We start from the raw sequence: 17,267 nt of genomic DNA on the forward strand, positions 1-17,267 counted from the left end.
GGAGGAAAAAATGTCTCGTGTTGCTAAGGCACCGGTCGTTATTCCTGCCGGCGTAGAGGTAAAACTCAACGGTCAGGTTATTTCGATCAAAGGTAAAAACGGCGAGCTGACTCGTACTCTCAACGATGCTGTTGAAGTGAAACAAGCAGACAACGCTCTGACTTTCGGTCCGCGTGATGGTTTCGTGGATGGATGGGCTCAGGCGGGTACTGCTCGTGCACTGCTGAACTCAATGGTTATCGGTGTTACCGAAGGCTTCACTAAGAAGCTGCAGCTGGTTGGTGTAGGTTATCGTGCAGCGGTTAAAGGCAATGTAGTAAACCTGGCTCTGGGTTTCTCACATCCTGTTGACCACCAACTGCCGGCAGGCATCACTGCTGAATGTCCGACCCAGACTGAAATCGTGCTGAAAGGCGCTGATAAGCAGCTGATCGGTCAGGTAGCAGCTGATCTGCGCGCCTACCGTCGTCCTGAGCCCTATAAAGGCAAGGGTGTTCGTTACGCCGACGAAGTCGTGCGTACCAAAGAGGCTAAGAAGAAGTAAGGTAACACTATGGATAAGAAATCTGCTCGTATCCGTCGTGCGACCCGCGCACGCCGCAAGCTCAAAGAGCTGGGTGCAACTCGCCTGGTGGTACATCGTACCCCGCGTCACATTTACGCACAGGTAATTGCACCGAATGGTTCTGAAGTTCTGGTAGCAGCTTCTACTGTTGAAAAAGCTATCACTGAACAACTGAAGTACACTGGGAACAAAGACGCTGCCGCTGCTGTTGGTAAAGCAGTTGCTGAACGCGCTCTGGAAAAAGGTATCAAAGAAGTTTCCTTTGACCGTTCCGGTTTCCAATATCATGGTCGTGTCCAGGCACTGGCAGATGCTGCCCGTGAAGCTGGCCTTCAGTTCTAAGGTAGAGGTGTAAGATGGCTCACATCGAAAAACAAGCTGGCGAACTGCAGGAAAAGCTGATCGCGGTAAACCGCGTATCTAAAACCGTAAAAGGTGGTCGTATTTTCTCCTTCACAGCTCTGACTGTAGTAGGCGATGGTAACGGTCGCGTTGGTTTTGGTTACGGTAAAGCACGCGAAGTTCCGGCAGCCATCCAGAAAGCGATGGAAAAAGCCCGTCGCAATATGATTAACGTCGCGCTGAACCACGGCACCCTGCAGCACCCGGTTAAAGGTGTTCACACGGGTTCTCGTGTATTCATGCAGCCAGCTTCCGAAGGTACCGGTATCATCGCCGGTGGTGCAATGCGCGCCGTTCTGGAAGTTGCTGGAGTTCATAACGTACTGGCTAAAGCGTACGGTTCCACCAACCCGATTAACGTGGTTCGTGCAACTATCGATGGCCTGGAAAATATGAATTCTCCAGAAATGGTCGCTGCCAAGCGTGGTAAATCCGTTGAAGAAATTCTGGGGTAATGACCATGGCAAAGACTATTAAAATTACTCAAACCCGCAGTGCAATCGGTCGTCTGCCGAAACACAAGGCAACGCTGCTTGGCCTGGGTCTGCGTCGTATTGGCCACACCGTAGAGCGCGAGGATACTCCTGCTGTACGCGGTATGGTTAACGCGATTTCCTACATGGTTAAAGTTGAGGAGTAAGAGATGCGTTTAAATACTCTGTCTCCGGCCGAAGGGTCTAAGCACGCTTCCAAGCGTCTGGGTCGTGGTATCGGTTCTGGCCTGGGTAAAACCGGTGGTCGTGGTCACAAAGGTCAGAACTCTCGTTCTGGCGGTGGCGTACGTCGCGGTTTCGAAGGTGGTCAGATGCCGTTATACCGTCGTCTGCCGAAATTCGGTTTTACTTCTCGTAAAGCAATGGTCACTGCAGAAGTTCGTCTGTCTGACCTGGCTAAAGTAGAAGGCGACGTCGTTGACCTGAACACGCTGAAAGCGGCCAACATTATCGGTATCCAGATCGAGTTCGCGAAAGTGATCCTGTCTGGCGAGGTGACTCGTCCGGTAACTGTACGCGGTCTGCGTGTTACTAAAGGCGCTCGTGCTGCTATCGAAGCTGCTGGCGGTAAAACTGAGGAATAAGTAGCAGATGGCTAAACAACCGGGATTAGATTTTCAAAGTGCCAAAGGTGGCCTTGGCGAACTGAAACGCAGACTGCTGTTTGTAATCGGTGCGCTGATTGTGTTCCGAATTGGCTCTTTTATTCCGATCCCTGGTATTGATGCCGCTGTACTTGCCAAACTGCTTGATCAACAGCGTGGCACCATCATTGAAATGTTCAACATGTTCTCTGGTGGTGCTCTTAGCCGTGCTTCTATCTTTGCATTGGGTATTATGCCGTACATTTCGGCATCCATTATTATCCAGCTGCTGACGGTCGTTCATCCGGCCCTGGCGGAGCTTAAGAAAGAAGGGGAGTCTGGTCGTCGTAAGATTAGCCAGTACACCCGCTACGGTACGTTGGTGTTGGCGATATTCCAGTCGATCGGTATTGCTACCGGTCTGCCGAATATGCCTGGAATGCAGGGCCTGGTTCTTAACCCAGGCTTTGCTTTCTATTTCACCGCTGTTGTAAGTCTGGTTACAGGAACGATGTTCCTGATGTGGCTCGGCGAACAGATTACTGAGCGTGGTATCGGTAACGGTATCTCAATCATTATCTTCGCTGGTATCGTTGCGGGTCTCCCGCCAGCCATTGGCCATACGATTGAGCAAGCGCGTCAAGGCGACCTGCACTTCCTCCTGTTGCTGTTGGTTGCAGTATTAGTATTTGCAGTGACCTTCTTTGTTGTTTTCGTTGAGCGTGGACAACGCCGCATTGTGGTGAACTATGCGAAACGTCAGCAAGGTCGTCGTGTCTATGCTGCACAGAGCACACATTTACCGCTGAAAGTGAACATGGCGGGGGTTATCCCGGCAATTTTCGCTTCTAGTATTATTCTGTTCCCGGCGACCATCGCGTCATGGTTCGGGGGCGGTACCGGTTGGAACTGGCTGACAACAATTTCGCTGTATTTGCAGCCTGGGCAACCGCTTTATGTGTTACTCTATGCGTCTGCAATCATCTTCTTCTGTTTCTTCTATACCGCGTTGGTTTTCAACCCGAGAGAAACAGCTGATAACCTGAAGAAGTCCGGTGCATTTGTACCAGGAATTCGTCCGGGAGAGCAAACGGCGAAGTATATCGATAAAGTAATGACTCGTCTGACTTTAGTTGGTGCGCTTTATATTACTTTTATCTGCCTGATCCCGGAGTTCATGCGTGATGCAATGAAAGTGCCGTTCTACTTCGGTGGGACATCACTGTTAATCGTTGTTGTCGTCATTATGGACTTTATGGCTCAAGTGCAAACTCTGATGATGTCCAGTCAGTACGAGTCTGCATTGAAGAAAGCGAACCTCAAAGGCTATGGCCGTTAATGGTCGCTTAAGAAGTTACGGAGAGTAAAAATGAAAGTTCGTGCTTCCGTCAAGAAATTATGCCGTAACTGCAAAATCGTTAAGCGTGATGGCGTCATCCGCGTGATTTGCAGTGCCGAGCCGAAGCATAAACAGCGTCAAGGCTGATTTATCTCGCATATTTTTCTTGCAAAGTTGGGTTGAGCTGGCTAGATTAGCCAGCCAATCTTTTGTATGTCTATGCGTTTCCATTTGAGTATCCTGAAAACGGGCTTTTCAGCATGGGGCGCATAATTAAATAGTAGGAGTGCATAGTGGCCCGTATAGCAGGCATTAACATTCCTGATCAGAAACATACCGTGATCGCGTTAACGTCGATCTACGGTGTCGGCAAGACTCGCTCCAAGGCCATCTGCGCCGCTGCGGGTATCGCTGAAGATGTTAAGATCAGTGAGCTGTCTGAAGAACAAATCGACACGCTGCGTGACGAAGTTGCCAAATTTGTCGTTGAAGGTGATCTGCGCCGTGAAGTGAGCATGAGCATCAAGCGTCTGATGGACCTTGGTTGCTATCGCGGTTTGCGTCATCGTCGTGGTCTCCCGGTTCGCGGTCAGCGTACCAAGACCAACGCTCGTACCCGTAAGGGTCCGCGCAAACCGATCAAGAAATAATCGGGGTGATTGAATAATGGCAAAGGCACCAATTCGTGCACGTAAACGTGTAAGAAAACAAGTCTCTGACGGCGTGGCTCATGTCCATGCTTCTTTCAACAACACCATCGTGACTATTACCGATCGTCAAGGTAACGCGTTGGGTTGGGCAACTGCCGGTGGTTCCGGTTTCCGTGGTTCTCGCAAATCCACTCCGTTTGCAGCTCAGGTTGCAGCAGAGCGTTGCGCAGAAGCCGTGAAAGAATACGGTATCAAGAACCTGGAAGTTATGGTTAAGGGACCGGGTCCGGGTCGCGAATCTACCATTCGTGCTCTGAACGCCGCTGGTTTCCGCATCACTAATATTACTGATGTGACTCCGATCCCTCACAACGGTTGTCGTCCGCCGAAAAAACGTCGCGTATAACGCCCGTTTTTAGGAATGTTGGAGAAAGAAAATGGCAAGATATTTGGGTCCTAAGCTCAAGCTGAGCCGTCGCGAGGGTACAGACTTATTCCTGAAGTCTGGCGTTCGCGCGATCGATACCAAGTGTAAAATTGAACAAGCTCCTGGCCAGCACGGTGCGCGTAAACCGCGTCTGTCTGACTATGGTGTGCAGTTGCGTGAAAAGCAAAAAGTTCGCCGTATCTACGGTGTGCTGGAGCGTCAGTTCCGTAACTACTATAAAGAAGCAGCACGTCTGAAAGGCAACACCGGTGAAAACCTGTTGGCTCTGCTGGAAGGTCGTCTGGACAACGTTGTATACCGTATGGGTTTTGGCGCTACTCGTGCTGAAGCACGCCAACTGGTTAGCCACAAAGCTATCATGGTAAACGGTCGTGTTGTTAACATCGCTTCTTATCAGGTTAGCCCGAACGACGTAGTCAGCATTCGTGAGAAAGCGAAAAAGCAATCTCGCGTGAAAGCAGCTCTGGAGCTGGCTGAGCAGCGTGAAAAGCCAACCTGGCTGGAAGTTGATGGTAGCAAGATGGAAGGTACGTTTAAGCGTAAGCCTGAGCGTTCTGATCTGTCTGCGGACATTAACGAACACCTGATCGTCGAGCTTTACTCCAAGTAAAGCTTAGTACCAAAGAGAGGACACAATGCAGGGTTCTGTGACAGAGTTTCTAAAACCGCGCCTGGTAGATATCGAGCAAGTGAGTTCGACGCACGCCAAGGTGACCCTTGAGCCTTTAGAGCGTGGCTTTGGCCATACTCTGGGTAACGCACTGCGCCGTATTCTGCTTTCATCGATGCCGGGTTGCGCGGTGACTGAGGTTGAGATTGATGGTGTACTGCACGAGTACAGCACCAAAGAAGGTGTTCAGGAAGATATCCTGGAAATCCTGCTTAACCTGAAAGGGCTGGCGGTAAGAGTTCAAGGTAAAGATGAAGTTATCCTTACTCTGAATAAATCTGGCATTGGCCCTGTGACTGCAGCCGACATCACCCATGATGGTGATGTCGAAATCGTCAAGCCGCAGCACGTGATCTGCCACCTGACCGATGAAAACGCATCTATTAGCATGCGTATCAAAGTTCAGCGCGGTCGTGGTTATGTGCCGGCTTCTGCCCGAATTCATTCGGAAGAAGATGAGCGCCCGATCGGCCGTCTGTTGGTCGACGCTTGCTATAGCCCTGTAGAGCGTATCGCCTACAATGTTGAAGCAGCGCGTGTAGAACAGCGTACCGACCTGGACAAGCTGGTCATCGAAATGGAAACCAACGGCACAATCGATCCTGAAGAGGCGATTCGTCGTGCGGCGACCATTCTGGCTGAACAACTGGAAGCTTTCGTTGACTTACGTGATGTACGTCAGCCGGAAGTGAAAGAAGAAAAACCAGAATTCGATCCGATCCTGCTGCGCCCTGTTGACGATCTGGAATTGACTGTCCGCTCTGCTAACTGCCTCAAGGCAGAAGCTATCCACTATATCGGTGATCTGGTACAGCGTACCGAGGTTGAGTTGCTGAAAACGCCGAACCTGGGTAAAAAATCTCTTACCGAGATTAAAGACGTGCTGGCCTCACGTGGTCTGTCTCTGGGCATGCGCCTGGAAAACTGGCCGCCGGCAAGCATTGCTGACGAGTAACCGGATCACAGGTTAAGGTTTTACTGAGAAGGATAAGGTCATGCGCCATCGTAAGAGTGGTCGTCAACTGAACCGCAACAGCAGCCATCGCCAGGCTATGTTCCGCAACATGGCAGGTTCTCTGGTTCGTCATGAGATCATCAAGACGACCCTGCCTAAAGCGAAAGAGCTGCGTCGCGTAGTTGAGCCGCTGATTACTCTTGCCAAGACTGATAGCGTTGCTAATCGTCGTCTGGCATTCGCCCGTACTCGTGATAACGAGATCGTGGCAAAACTGTTTAACGAGCTGGGCCCGCGTTTCGCGAGCCGCGCCGGTGGTTACACTCGCATTCTGAAGTGTGGCTTCCGTGCAGGCGACAACGCGCCGATGGCATACATCGAGCTGGTTGATCGCTCTGAATCGAAAGCAGAAGCTGCTGCAGAGTAATCTGTAGTAACGTTAAAAAAACCCGCCTCGGCGGGTTTTTTTATAGCCACTCTCCCCCGCCTGTTATACTTTTCTTCTTTTCTAAGCCTGGATTATCGCAATGTGGTTAATCGATCAGTGGGCTGAGCAACGCATTGTCGAAGCCCTCAACAAAGGTGAGCTGGATAACCTTCCCGGTACAGGCCAGAAACTGGTACTGGACGACGACACCCATGTGCCCCCGGAACTGCGTGCTGGCTATCGGCTATTAAAAAATTCAGGTTTTTTGCCTCCTGAGTTACTGCAACGTAAAGAGGCAGTGGAACTTCACGAGCTACTCAATGGCCTTAACCCTGAACAACCGGAATACGCCTCGTTAAAAAAACAGCTGCTGGTACTGGAGATGAAACTACGACAGGCAGGCATGAGCACGGATTTTCTTCATACCTGCTATGGACGCACTATCGAGAAAAAACTGGCAAGGGAGCAATGATGTACAGAATAGGTGAGATCGCAAACATGGCGGATGTTACGCCTGACACAATCCGTTTTTATGAAAAACAACAAATGATGGATCATGAAGTCCGTACCGAAGGCGGGTTCCGTTTATACAGTGAAAACGATTTGCAGCGCCTGAAATTTATCCGTTATGCCCGACAGCTGGGATTCACGCTGGAATCCATCCGCGAACTCTTGTCGATCCGTATCGATCCTGAACACCATACCTGCCAGGAATCTAAAGGGATCGTGCAGGCCAGGCTTAAAGAAGTAGATGCCAAAATCCACGAACTGGAAATTATGCGCACCTCGTTGCAGCGTTTGAATGAAACATGTTGTGGCACAGCGCATAGCAGCGTGTATTGTTCGATCCTCGAAGCGCTGGAGCAGGGGGCCAATGGCGCCGCACGTTGATTTTTCATCCAGCAGGTATTACACTCGCGCCACATTTCAAAGGAGACATCTATGAGTCGTTATAAGCATACCCGGGGGCAGATTAAAGAGAATGCGCTCGAAGCACTATTACACGATCCGTTATTCAGACAACGCGTCGAGAAAAATGTCAAAGGGAAAGGAAGCTATCAAAGGAAAGGGAAACATCAAGGACGGGGTAACTGGGAGGCCAGTGGTAAACAAGCTAACAGCTTATTTTCCACTGGCCTTCTGCTTTCCTGGTACTAATTAAATACGTTCTTTCTGTTGTTTCAAAATATCGCGGATTTCAGTCAGCAGAACCTCTTCTTTAGTGGGCGCAGGTGGCGCTTTCGGCTCTTCTTTTTTCTTACGGTTCAGTTTGTTAATGAGTTTTATCGCCATAAAAATAGCGAAAGCGACAATGATAAAATCAAAAACATTCTGAATAAACACACCGTAATGCATCACCACCGCAGGCGTATCGCCAACTGCTGGACGCAGAGTCAGTGCGAACTGTTTAAAGTCGATACCACCGATTAATAAGCCCAGCGGCGGCATAATAATATCGGCAACCAGAGAGGAAACGATTTTCCCAAATGCCGCCCCAATAATCACACCCACTGCCAAATCAACCACATTCCCGCGCATCGCGAATTCGCGAAACTCTTTCAACATACTCATTTTGTTCTCCTTATCTGGGCTAGCCTCATAAGTCTAACAAAGAGTTGGTCGTTTGCCATTGGTGCGAAGTAATTGTTTTCACACAGTATCCCTATCATTGAAGCGGAAAAATAGCGAGGCGGAGCTGCTCCGCCTTGCTATTACAGGAAGAATGGGCTTGGCTGGAATAAACGCTCAACGTCAGAGACAAACTTTTTATCCGTCAGGAACATAATGACGTGATCGCCCTGTTCAATACGCAAAGTATTATTGGCAATCATGACATCATTACCGCGCACCACGGCGCCAATAATCGTGCCGGGAGGGAGTTTAATATCGTCGATTACCCGTCCAACGACGCGTGAGGTGCTCTCATCGCCGTGGGCAACCGCCTCAATGGCTTCCGCCACCCCGCGCCGCAGTGAAGATACGCTAACGATATCCGCTTTACGTACATGGCCTAATAATGCAGAAATCGTGGCCTGCTGGGGAGAAATTGCGATATCGATAACGCTTCCCTGGACCAAATCGACGTAAGCACGTCGCTGGATCAGCACCATCACTTTTTTGGCGCCCATTCGCTTCGCGAGCATGGCGGACATGATATTGGCTTCGTCATCGTTAGTGACGGCAATAAACAGATCCACCTGATCGATATGTTCTTCGGCAAGTAATTCCTGATCCGATGCGTCGCCATAAAACACGATGGTATTTTGTAGTTTTTCGGCGAGCTCCGCGGCGCGCTGCTGGTTACGTTCAATCAGCTTAACGCTGTAATCTTTTTCCAGGCGATGGGCGAGGCCTGCCCCGATATTCCCGCCGCCAACCAGCATAATGCGCTTGTAGGGCTTCTCCAGGCGCTGAAGTTCACTCATCACCGCACGGATATGCTGTGATGCCGCGATAAAAAACACTTCGTCACCGGCTTCAACGATAGTCGAGCCTTGAGGGCGAATAGGACGGTCGTGACGGAAGATCGCTGCCACGCGGGTATCAATATGCGGCATATGCTCACGCATGGTAGATAACGCATTACCTACCAGAGGCCCGCCATAATAGGCTTTTACCACTGCAAGACTGACTTTCCCTTCCGCAAAATTAACCACCTGTAGCGCGCCGGGATACTCAATCAAGCGATAGATATTATCGATAACCAATTGCTCAGGGGCGATAAGGTGGTCGATAGGCACCGCTTCTGAATTAAACAGCTTTTCAGCGTCACGGACATAGTCCGGAGCCCGGATACGGGCGATACGGTTCGGCGTATTGAACAGCGAATAAGCGACCTGACACGCGACCATGTTGGTTTCATCAGAACTGGTCACGGCAACCAGCATATCCGCATCATCAGCGCCCGCTTCACGCAACACGCGGGGATGCGAGCCATGGCCCTGCACAACGCGCAGATCGAACTTATCCTGTAGGCTGCGCAGGCGATCGCCATTGGTATCAACCAGCGTAATGTCGTTGTTTTCGCCTACCAGGTTTTCCGCCAGGGTGCCGCCAACCTGACCCGCGCCCAGAATGATTATTTTCATCGTCTCTCGATTCTCAGACTCAGTTGAAAATGACCTTAGCCTTGCTTCACAAGCTTAGCGTAAAAGAAGCCGTCGCCTTCTGTGCTGGCCGGCAAATTCTGAATACCTGGCGAATCCGGCGTACCGGTTTCGGTGAGCTGGGCATCAGCAGTGCGTTTCAGGAAGGCGGCTACCTGCTGCGTGTTCTCTTCGGGAAGAACAGAACAGGTTGCGTAGACCAGCGTACCGCCGGGTTTCAGCAGTGGCCAGATGGCATCCAGAATTTGCGACTGAAGTTCCGCCAGTTCCGGAATATCGCGGTCGCGGCGTAACCATTTTATGTCAGGATGACGGCGGATCACGCCCGTTGCGGAGCATGGCGCATCCAGCAATATACGGTCGAACTGTTTATCTTCAGCCCACTGTTGTGGATAACGGCCATCGCCCTGTTTGACGGTGGCTTTCATTCCCAGGCGTTTTAAATTTTCATAAACCCGGCTCAGGCGTTGCTCATCAATATCTACCGCAAGCACATTGGCTTCGGGAACTGCCTCGAGAATATGCGTGGTCTTACCGCCCGGCGCGGCGCAGAGATCTAAAATATCTTCGCCATTTTGCGGGGCGAGCAGCGGAAGACAGCCTTGTGCGGACGCATCCTGTACCGTGACCCAGCCCTCTTCAAAACCGGGGAGCGTATGGACTGGCGCAGGGGTTTCCAGACGTACCGCATCCGGATACGCCGGATGCGCGAAGCCCTGGATCCCGTTTTCTTCCAGCAGGGCTAGCCAGGCGTCGCGGCTGTGATGCTGACGATTAACCCGTAGCCACATCGGCGGTCGTTGATTGTTTGCTTCAAGAATCGCTTCCCATTGTAGGGGATAAGCGGCGCGTAGCCGTTTAACCAACCATGACGGATGCAGGAATCGGCTGTCGTGCCTGGTAAATTCGCCGAGCAAGGTTTCCTGTTGGCGCTGAAACTCGCGCAATACGCCGTTAATGAGGCCTTTGAGCTGCGGACGCTTAATCACCACCGCACCTTCCACCGTTTCGGCTAGCGCAGCATGGGGAGGAATACGGGTATACAGCAGTTGGTACAGCCCAACCATAATTAAATAATGTACGGTACGCTGTTTACCAGTCATTGGGCGCGACATCAGTTTGCCGATAAGCCACTCCAGCTGCGAAAGCGTACGCAGCACGCCAAAGCACAGTTCCTGTAGCAGCGCTTTATCTTTTTCGGGAACTTTTTGCTGTAAAACCGGCAGCACATTGCTTAATGACTGGCCTTTCTCGACCACTTGCTCAACGGCTTGCGCCGCCAGGCTGCGAATATTTGGTGATTTCTTCATAGTTACGGTCAGTAAAATAAAAAGGCCCGGAAGTTCCGGGCGCTAAAAAGAGAGTGAGACTCAGGCCAGTCTGTTGCCCGGCGCGAAAAACGCCTTGCGGGAGTTCAGCAAATCTTGCGCTTTCATGGCTTTCTTACCGGCAGGCTGCAACTCTTCAATATTGAGTACGCCCTGTGCTGTCGCAATCTGAATGCCTTGTTTATCCGCCTGAAGAATGGTGCCCGGCGCGGCATTCATCGTCGTTTCAATTACGCTGGCTTTCCAGACTTTTACCGGCTGCCCGTCCATCATAAAGTAGCTCATCGGCCACGGGTTAAAGGCGCGAATACAGCGTTCTAACTGAGCGGCAGAGAGCGACCAGTCAAGCAGGGCTTCTTCTTTACTCAGTTTTTCCGCGTAGGTCACCTTTGATTCGTCCTGCACTTCCGGTTTGGCTTTACCACTGGCGAGCAGTTGCAGCGTCTCGATAAGCCCTTGCGGACCCAGCTCGGCCAGTTTGTCATACAGCGAAGCGCTGGTATCGTCTGGCGTAATCGGGCAGGCCAGTTTATACAGCATATCGCCGGTATCCAGACCCACGTCCATCTGCATAATGGTTACGCCAGTTTCGTCATCGCCCGCCCAGAGCGAGCGTTGGATCGGCGCAGCTCCGCGCCAGCGTGGCAGTAACGAGCCATGAACGTTGATGCAACCCAGGCGAGGCATCTCCAGCACGGCTTTGGGCAGGATTAATCCATAAGCCACCACAACCATGATATCGGCGTTCAAATCGGCGATAAGCTGTTGGTTGTCAGCCGGGCGAAGCGAGGCGGGTTGGAAAACAGGGAGACCATGCTCTTGCGCCACGACTTTAACCGGCGAAGGCATGAGCTTTTTACCGCGTCCGGCCGGGCGGTCAGGTTGAGTAAAAACGCCCACCACGTTGTAGTTCGCGGCAAGCAGCGCGTCGAGATGGCGCGCAGCGAAATCAGGCGTACCTGCAAAAATGACACGTAATGAATCGGACACGATATTCCCTGTTTTGTTAAAGGCTTAACGCCCGTTTAAACGATCGAGTTTTTCGACTTTCTGGCGAATACGCTGGCGCTTCATTGGCGAGAGATAATCAACAAACAGTTTGCCCACCAAGTGATCCATTTCATGCTGAATGCAAATCGCCAGCAGGCCATCGGCGGCTAGCTCAAAGCTGTTACCGTCGCGGTCGAGCGCACGGATTTTTACCGTTTCAGCGCGCGGCACCAGGGCTCTCTGCTCAGGAATGGATAAACATCCCTCTTCGATGCCCGTCTCGCCATGTTTTTCCAGCAGTTCCGGGTTGATAAGCACTAAACGCTCATCGCGATTCTCAGAAACGTCGATCACAATAATTCGCTGATGGATATCGACCTGAGTGGCCGCCAGGCCAATGCCTTCTTCGGCGTACATGGTTTCGAACATATCATCCACGATACGTTGGATTTCCGCATTCACTTCTTTGACCGGCTCGGCGACTTTGCGAAGACGCTCGTCCGGAAAATGTAATACCTGCAAAACTGACATATTTATCCAGAGCTGTGTTCAAGAGTTGATAAAGATCATTATCTCTATTCTAGACAAAACCCCCCCTGATTGACAGCATCCATAACCAATCGCAGGGATTGCCTGGATGCGTTACTGGCAGGGGAAAATGATGCCGCTTACAGAGATTTGGTTGCGCTTAATGGCCGTTGCCAGCCTGAATGGCGAACAGATGCTTAATGCTGTGAAACAACTGCAGCGTCATCCTTTTGAACCTGCCCTGGCTTTGGCCGCCGTGCCGCTATCGGCCTCACAAATTCAACAGTTCTTAATGGTTGGCATGACTGACATTGAGCGCGCCCTTAGCTGGCTTGAGCAGCCAGAGCACCACTTATTAACCGCAGATATGCCCCTGTATCCTTCGCTGCTCAGAGCCATCGACTGGTTTCCCGGCGCGCTGATGATTGCTGGCAATGTCGAAGCGTTAACCACGCCGCAGCTTGCCGTCGTGGGGAGCCGCGCGCATTCATGGTACGGCGAACATTGGGGACGATATTTTTGTGAAACTCTGGCTAATCTGGGCATGACGCTTACCAGCGGTCTGGCATTAGGGATTGATGGCGTAGCCCATCGCGCGGCGCTCAATATGCAGGGAACCACCATTGCCGTGCTCGGCAGCGGACTGGAGCAACTGTATCCTAAAAGACACAAGCGACTGGCTGATGAGATCGTTGCGAAAGGCGGCGCGCTGGTCAGCGAGTTCCCGCTCAACATGAAGCCCTGGCAAAGCAACTTTCCCAGACGAAATCGCATTATTAGCGGATTAAGCCACGGCGTGCTGGTGGTTGAGGCGACGCAGCGTAGCGGGTCATTGGTTACCGCGCGCTGTGCGCTTGAACAGGGCCGGGAAGTCTTTGCGCTGCCAGGCCCAATCGGCAATCCCGGAACAAGCGGACCACACTGGTTGATTCAGCAGGGTGCTACGCTGGTCACTTCTCCCGACGAGATCCTTGCGCATTTGCAAAGCGATCTCCATTGGCTGTCTTCTCTGAATGTCGCAAATTATTCACCAAATGAAGAGGAGGGCGCATTGCCATTTCCCGAGCTGTTGGCTAACGTAGGAGATGAGGTTACACCTGTTGACGTCGTCGCTGAACGTGCCGGCCAACCTGTGCCAGAGACAGTAACCCAATTACTCGAACTGGAGTTAGCAGGATGGATCGCAGCTGTACCCGGCGGCTATGTCCGATTGAGGAGGGCAGGCCATGTTCGACGTACTAATGTATTTGTTTGAGACATACATCCATAACGACGCCGAAGTGCGCGTCGATCAGGATAAAATCACTCGCGACCTTACTGATGCTGGCTTTGAGCGTGAAGATATTTTCAACGCGCTGCTGTGGTTAGAAAAACTGGCGGATTATCAGGACGGTCTGGTTGAGCCGATGCAGTTGGCTTCTGACCCGCTTTCGATGCGTATCTATACCGCCGAAGAGTGTCAGAGACTGGACGCCAGCTGCCGGGGATTTCTGTTGTTCCTGGAACAAATTCAGGTGCTGAACCTCGAAACCCGTGAAATGGTGATTGAGCGTGTGCTGGCTCTCGATACGGCCGATTTTGATCTTGAAGATCTTAAATGGGTGGTATTGATGGTGTTGTTCAATCTGCCGGGCTGTGAAAACGCGTATCAACAAATGGAAGAATTACTCTTCGAAGTGAATGAAGGTATGCTGCACTGACATTCAGGCAGCGTAGTAAGTCGTTATGACAAAATCGGCACTCTTTTCTGTGCGCCAACAAGAGCCCTGCCCGCAGTGCGGGGCCGATCTGGTTATTCGAACCGGGAAACACGGCCCGTTTCTTGGTTGTTCTCACTATCCGGAATGTGACTATGTCCGTCCCCTGCGTAATCAGGCGGATGGACATATCATCAAGATTCTGGAGGGTAAGTTTTGCCCGCAGTGTCAGGCAGAGCTGGCGCTACGCCAGGGCCGATTTGGCATGTTTATCGGCTGTAGCCGCTATCCGGAATGTGACCATACCGAACAGATTGATAAGCCTGATGAGACGGCGATTAACTGTCCGCAATGTCAGGAAGGCCATCTTGTCCAGCGCCGCTCTCGCTACGGCAAAACCTTTCATTCATGCGATCGCTATCCGGAGTGCCAGTTCGTCATTAATGCTAAACCTGTGGCGGGCGTATGCCCGGCGTGTGACTACCCGCTGCTTATAGAAAAGAAAACCGCGCAAGGGGCGAAGCACTTCTGCGCAAGTAAACAATGTGGAAAGCCGGTTACGGCGGAATAAAGTGAATAAAAACCTGCCTGCAAACCCCATCGACGCGATCGTTGAGGTATTAAAAAAACAAGAAGTTATCGCCTATCCTACCGAGGCCGTGTTTGGCGTAGGTTGCGATCCCGATAGTGAAATGGCGGTCAATCGCCTGCTGGCGCTTAAACAGCGTCCGGTTGAAAAGGGGCTTATTCTCATCGCCTCCCGTTTTGACCAACTGGTGCCTTATATTGACGACAGCCTGTTGACACAAGAGCAGCGTGACGCTGTTTTTGCCCGCTGGCCAGGGCCTGTTACTTTTGTCTTTCCCGCCAAAAGTACCACCCCACGCTGGCTCACCGGCCGTTTTGATACTCTGGCCGTGCGCGTAACCGATCACCCGTTAGTGATTGCGTTGTGTGAAGCGTTTGGTAAGCCATTAGTGTCAACCAGCGCCAACTTAACCGGATGGCCGCCGTGCCGTAGCACTCAGGAAGTCCAGCTACAATTTGGTGATGATTTCCCTGTGCTTGATGGTGCGACTGGCGGACGTCTTAATCCTTCAGAGATCCGCGATGCGCTAACGGGCGAGCTCTTTCGTGAGGGGTGATGTAATGGAAACCTATGCGGTATTCGGCAATCCTGTTGCTCACAGCAAATCCCCTTTTATTCATCAGCTCTTCGCGCAGCAACTGCAGGTTACCCATCCTTATGGCCGGGTTCTGGCTCCGCTTGATGGCTTTATCCCGACGCTGGAGGCTTTTTTCCAGGCGGGCGGTAAAGGTGCTAACGTCACGGTACCTTTCAAAGAAGAAGCGTTTGGGCGCGCAGACGAGTTGACTGAACGCGCTGCGCTGGCGGGCGCGGTAAATACCCTGAAGCGCCTTGAAGACGGGCGGCTACTCGGCGATAACACGGACGGCATCGGCCTGTTAAGTGATTTAGAGCGGCTGAAAATGATTAAGCCCGGCTCACGCGTTTTGTTGATTGGCGCAGGCGGCGCGGCGCGAGGCGTATTGCTTCCGCTGCTTTCTTTAGATTGTGCGGTAACAATCACTAACCGGACCCTGTCTCGTGCTCAGCAGTTGGCCACGCTTTTCAGCCATACCGGTAGCGTGGTTGCGCTGGACGGCGACGCGCTTGTAGGCCATGAGTTCGATCTTATTGTCAATGCCACGTCCAGCGGGATTTCGGGCGATCGTCCTGCAATCCCGGCTTCACTGATTCACGCTAGCGTACATTGCTATGACATGTTTTATCAGCAAGGGTGTACGCCTTTTTTGAGCTGGTGCGAGTCGCTGGGCGCACAGAGCATGTCCGATGGGTTAGGTATGCTGGTGGGCCAGGCGGCGCATGCTTTTATGCTATGGCATGGACAGATGCCGGATGTGGCCCCGGTTATTGAACGCCTTAAGCAGGAACTGGCTGTATGAATCAGGCGATCCAGTTTCCGGACGTCGAGCAATGGAATGAAGCTCTGCACGCAGTGTGTTTTCCGGCGCTGACGGGTGGGTTTCAGGTTAACTGCGCGATTTCCGCCGGGACGCTGTCCAGGCGTTATGGTGGCGAAACGCCTGCAGACTGGCTGGAGCTGTTTCGCCAACACCGTTGGGATCTGGAAGAAGAGATCGCGCCCCTGATCGCTGAGGGGCAGGATGACGATCAGGGTTGGTTTTGGATCTCCTGATCCAGATACTCATCTTTCCACTTCACATAGTTATTAGCGGAATAGATTAAGCCCTGTATTTCAGCATCCGAGAGCGGCCGGATCTGTTTGACCGGGCTTCCAAGATACAAATAGCCGCTCTCCAGGCGCTTATTCTGCGGAACCAGACTGCCTGCGCCGATCATTACGTCATCTTCAACTACCACGCCATCTAATACAATCGATCCCATTCCTACCAGCACGCGATTGCCGATGGTGCAGCCGTGCAGTATCACCTTATGCCCGACCGTAACGTCTTCGCCAATCACCAACGGATTGCCTTCCGGATTGTAAGAAGACTTGTGTGTCACATGTAGCACGCTTCCATCCTGAATATTGGTGCGGGCACCGATTGCAATAAAATGCACGTCGCCGCGCATAGCAACCAGGGGCCAAATGCCCACGTCATCGGCGATCCGAACATCACCAATAACCACGCTCGACGGATCGACCATGACGCGTTGGCCGACTTTAGGGAAGGTATCTTTATAAGGACGCAGTACTGCAGACATAAAAACCTCATCTATCTAAGACCGTGAAACAGACTTTGGCCGCATTACAGAGGGTAAGCAAGGCAAAACGGTATCATTTTTTAGGCAGATCGTATGCGATCGCAGCGAAAAGCGCGAAAAACCAGCGATCAAAAGAAAAGATCGAAAAAAGGCTTGTGCAAAAAAATGGGATCCCTATAATGCGCCTCCGTTGAGACGACAATGTGAAACGCTTCACAGCAACAGTCGGAACAACAAAGAGAAAAATCCTGAAATTCAGGGTTGACTCTGAAAGAGGAAAGCGTAATATACGCCACCTCGCGACAGTGAGCTGAAAGCCGCGTCGCAACTG

27 protein-coding genes are annotated in these 17,267 nt (G+C 51.7%); 21 read left to right on the forward strand and 6 right to left on the reverse strand.

All coding sequences use genetic code 11. From position 1 onward, the window contains the following. The first annotated feature begins 10 nt into the window (after positions 1-10). The 15 genes from rplF to FHW74_RS22605 all read left to right on the forward strand — a co-directional run bounded on the left by rplF (position 11) and on the right by FHW74_RS22605 (position 7,692). Positions 11-544: a 50S ribosomal protein L6 gene (gene rplF, locus FHW74_RS22535; protein WP_183172505.1), complete on the forward strand. Its 534-nt coding sequence runs from the start codon at positions 11-13 to the stop codon at positions 542-544. 9 nt (positions 545-553) lie between these two features. After that, a complete protein-coding gene (rplR, locus tag FHW74_RS22540; RefSeq protein ID WP_002438699.1) occupies positions 554-907 on the forward strand; it encodes a 50S ribosomal protein L18 in 354 nt (117 codons plus the stop codon). Positions 908-921: 14 nt separating this feature from the next. Next, positions 922-1,422 (forward strand): 30S ribosomal protein S5, encoded by a 501-nt coding sequence (gene rpsE / locus FHW74_RS22545; RefSeq protein WP_002438697.1) that lies wholly within the window; start codon positions 922-924, stop codon positions 1,420-1,422. Positions 1,423-1,427: 5 nt separating this feature from the next. After that, the gene (gene rpmD, locus FHW74_RS22550; RefSeq protein ID WP_002438695.1) at positions 1,428-1,607 is read left to right on the forward strand and encodes a 50S ribosomal protein L30; all 180 of its coding nucleotides are present in this window, start codon (positions 1,428-1,430) and stop codon (positions 1,605-1,607) included. Between the two features lie 3 nt (positions 1,608-1,610). Next, complete coding sequence (gene rplO / locus FHW74_RS22555; RefSeq protein ID WP_002438693.1) at positions 1,611-2,045, forward strand: 50S ribosomal protein L15; 435 nt, start codon at positions 1,611-1,613, stop codon at positions 2,043-2,045. Positions 2,046-2,052: 7 nt separating this feature from the next. Further along, positions 2,053-3,384 carry a preprotein translocase subunit SecY gene (gene secY, locus FHW74_RS22560; protein WP_161659119.1) on the forward strand — a complete coding sequence of 444 codons (1,332 nt, stop codon included), beginning with the start codon at positions 2,053-2,055 and terminating at the stop codon, positions 3,382-3,384. A gap of 30 nt (positions 3,385-3,414) precedes the next feature. Then, a complete protein-coding gene (gene rpmJ, locus FHW74_RS22565; RefSeq protein WP_000868187.1) occupies positions 3,415-3,531 on the forward strand; it encodes a 50S ribosomal protein L36 in 117 nt (38 codons plus the stop codon). 146 nt (positions 3,532-3,677) lie between these two features. Next, positions 3,678-4,034 (forward strand): 30S ribosomal protein S13, encoded by a 357-nt coding sequence (gene rpsM, locus FHW74_RS22570; RefSeq protein ID WP_002438688.1) that lies wholly within the window; start codon positions 3,678-3,680, stop codon positions 4,032-4,034. A gap of 16 nt (positions 4,035-4,050) precedes the next feature. After that, a complete protein-coding gene (gene rpsK / locus FHW74_RS22575) occupies positions 4,051-4,440 on the forward strand; it encodes a 30S ribosomal protein S11 (protein ID WP_002438687.1) in 390 nt (129 codons plus the stop codon). Between the two features lie 31 nt (positions 4,441-4,471). Beyond that, on the forward strand, positions 4,472-5,092 hold the full coding sequence (rpsD, locus tag FHW74_RS22580; RefSeq protein ID WP_183172506.1) for a 30S ribosomal protein S4: 621 nt from the start codon (positions 4,472-4,474) through the stop codon (positions 5,090-5,092). Positions 5,093-5,117: 25 nt separating this feature from the next. Next, on the forward strand, positions 5,118-6,107 hold the full coding sequence (rpoA, locus tag FHW74_RS22585; RefSeq protein WP_002438685.1) for a DNA-directed RNA polymerase subunit alpha: 990 nt from the start codon (positions 5,118-5,120) through the stop codon (positions 6,105-6,107). 40 nt (positions 6,108-6,147) lie between these two features. Then, the gene (gene rplQ / locus FHW74_RS22590; protein WP_001216372.1) at positions 6,148-6,534 is read left to right on the forward strand and encodes a 50S ribosomal protein L17; all 387 of its coding nucleotides are present in this window, start codon (positions 6,148-6,150) and stop codon (positions 6,532-6,534) included. Between the two features lie 100 nt (positions 6,535-6,634). Next, complete coding sequence (locus FHW74_RS22595) at positions 6,635-7,006, forward strand: DUF1992 domain-containing protein (protein ID WP_183172507.1); 372 nt, start codon at positions 6,635-6,637, stop codon at positions 7,004-7,006. After that, on the forward strand, positions 7,006-7,425 hold the full coding sequence (zntR, locus tag FHW74_RS22600; RefSeq protein ID WP_183172508.1) for a Zn(2+)-responsive transcriptional regulator: 420 nt from the start codon (positions 7,006-7,008) through the stop codon (positions 7,423-7,425). Before FHW74_RS22595 ends, zntR begins: the two co-directional genes overlap by 1 nt. A 51-nt stretch (positions 7,426-7,476) precedes the next feature. Beyond that, the gene (locus FHW74_RS22605; protein WP_183172509.1) at positions 7,477-7,692 is read left to right on the forward strand and encodes an alternative ribosome-rescue factor A; all 216 of its coding nucleotides are present in this window, start codon (positions 7,477-7,479) and stop codon (positions 7,690-7,692) included. Here FHW74_RS22605 and mscL read toward each other — a convergent pair whose 3' ends face one another. The 5 genes from mscL to def all read right to left on the reverse strand — a co-directional run bounded on the left by mscL (position 7,693) and on the right by def (position 12,490). Next, positions 7,693-8,106 carry a large-conductance mechanosensitive channel protein MscL gene (mscL, locus tag FHW74_RS22610; RefSeq protein WP_125295721.1) on the reverse strand — a complete coding sequence of 138 codons (414 nt, stop codon included), beginning with the start codon at positions 8,104-8,106 and terminating at the stop codon, positions 7,693-7,695. Positions 8,107-8,246: 140 nt separating this feature from the next. After that, positions 8,247-9,623, reverse strand: a complete 1,377-nt coding sequence (gene trkA, locus FHW74_RS22615; RefSeq protein ID WP_125295722.1) for a Trk system potassium transporter TrkA — start codon at positions 9,621-9,623, stop codon at positions 8,247-8,249. A 35-nt stretch (positions 9,624-9,658) separates the two neighbouring features. Further along, the gene (gene rsmB / locus FHW74_RS22620) at positions 9,659-10,951 is read right to left on the reverse strand and encodes a 16S rRNA (cytosine(967)-C(5))-methyltransferase RsmB (RefSeq protein WP_183172510.1); all 1,293 of its coding nucleotides are present in this window, start codon (positions 10,949-10,951) and stop codon (positions 9,659-9,661) included. 60 nt (positions 10,952-11,011) lie between these two features. Continuing rightward, the gene (gene fmt / locus FHW74_RS22625) at positions 11,012-11,959 is read right to left on the reverse strand and encodes a methionyl-tRNA formyltransferase (protein ID WP_183172511.1); all 948 of its coding nucleotides are present in this window, start codon (positions 11,957-11,959) and stop codon (positions 11,012-11,014) included. Between the two features lie 24 nt (positions 11,960-11,983). Continuing rightward, complete coding sequence (gene def / locus FHW74_RS22630) at positions 11,984-12,490, reverse strand: peptide deformylase (RefSeq protein ID WP_125295725.1); 507 nt, start codon at positions 12,488-12,490, stop codon at positions 11,984-11,986. A 130-nt stretch (positions 12,491-12,620) separates the two neighbouring features. Between def and dprA the strand changes: the two genes are divergently transcribed. Genes dprA through FHW74_RS22660 form a run of 6 tightly spaced genes read left to right on the forward strand, consistent with a single transcriptional unit; the run spans position 12,621 to position 16,406 of the window. Then, on the forward strand, positions 12,621-13,742 hold the full coding sequence (dprA, locus tag FHW74_RS22635; protein ID WP_183172518.1) for a DNA-protecting protein DprA: 1,122 nt from the start codon (positions 12,621-12,623) through the stop codon (positions 13,740-13,742). After that, positions 13,714-14,187, forward strand: coding sequence for a DUF494 family protein Smg (gene smg, locus FHW74_RS22640; RefSeq protein WP_183172512.1), 474 nt, complete (start codon positions 13,714-13,716; stop codon positions 14,185-14,187). Before dprA ends, smg begins: the two co-directional genes overlap by 29 nt. A gap of 25 nt (positions 14,188-14,212) precedes the next feature. Beyond that, a complete protein-coding gene (locus FHW74_RS22645) occupies positions 14,213-14,755 on the forward strand; it encodes a type I DNA topoisomerase (RefSeq protein ID WP_183172513.1) in 543 nt (180 codons plus the stop codon). Position 14,756: 1 nt separating this feature from the next. Continuing rightward, positions 14,757-15,329 (forward strand): L-threonylcarbamoyladenylate synthase type 1 TsaC, encoded by a 573-nt coding sequence (tsaC, locus tag FHW74_RS22650; RefSeq protein ID WP_183172514.1) that lies wholly within the window; start codon positions 14,757-14,759, stop codon positions 15,327-15,329. Between the two features lie 4 nt (positions 15,330-15,333). Further along, entirely contained in the window at positions 15,334-16,152 is an 819-nt protein-coding gene (aroE, locus tag FHW74_RS22655; protein WP_183172515.1) for a shikimate dehydrogenase, read from the forward strand. Further along, positions 16,149-16,406, forward strand: a complete 258-nt coding sequence (locus tag FHW74_RS22660) for a DUF1488 domain-containing protein (protein WP_183172516.1) — start codon at positions 16,149-16,151, stop codon at positions 16,404-16,406. The genes aroE and FHW74_RS22660 overlap by 4 nt, the downstream gene beginning before the upstream one ends. On the opposite strand, the gene FHW74_RS22665 is transcribed toward FHW74_RS22660, so the two are convergent. Then, complete coding sequence (locus FHW74_RS22665) at positions 16,382-16,936, reverse strand: gamma carbonic anhydrase family protein (protein ID WP_183172517.1); 555 nt, start codon at positions 16,934-16,936, stop codon at positions 16,382-16,384. The two genes, FHW74_RS22660 and FHW74_RS22665, sit on opposite strands and share 25 nt — an antisense overlap. Positions 16,937-17,267 lie beyond the last annotated feature (331 nt).

Origin of the sequence: Atlantibacter sp. RC6, assembly GCF_014193285.1 — a bacterium.
Taxonomy (GTDB): domain Bacteria; phylum Pseudomonadota; class Gammaproteobacteria; order Enterobacterales; family Enterobacteriaceae; genus Atlantibacter.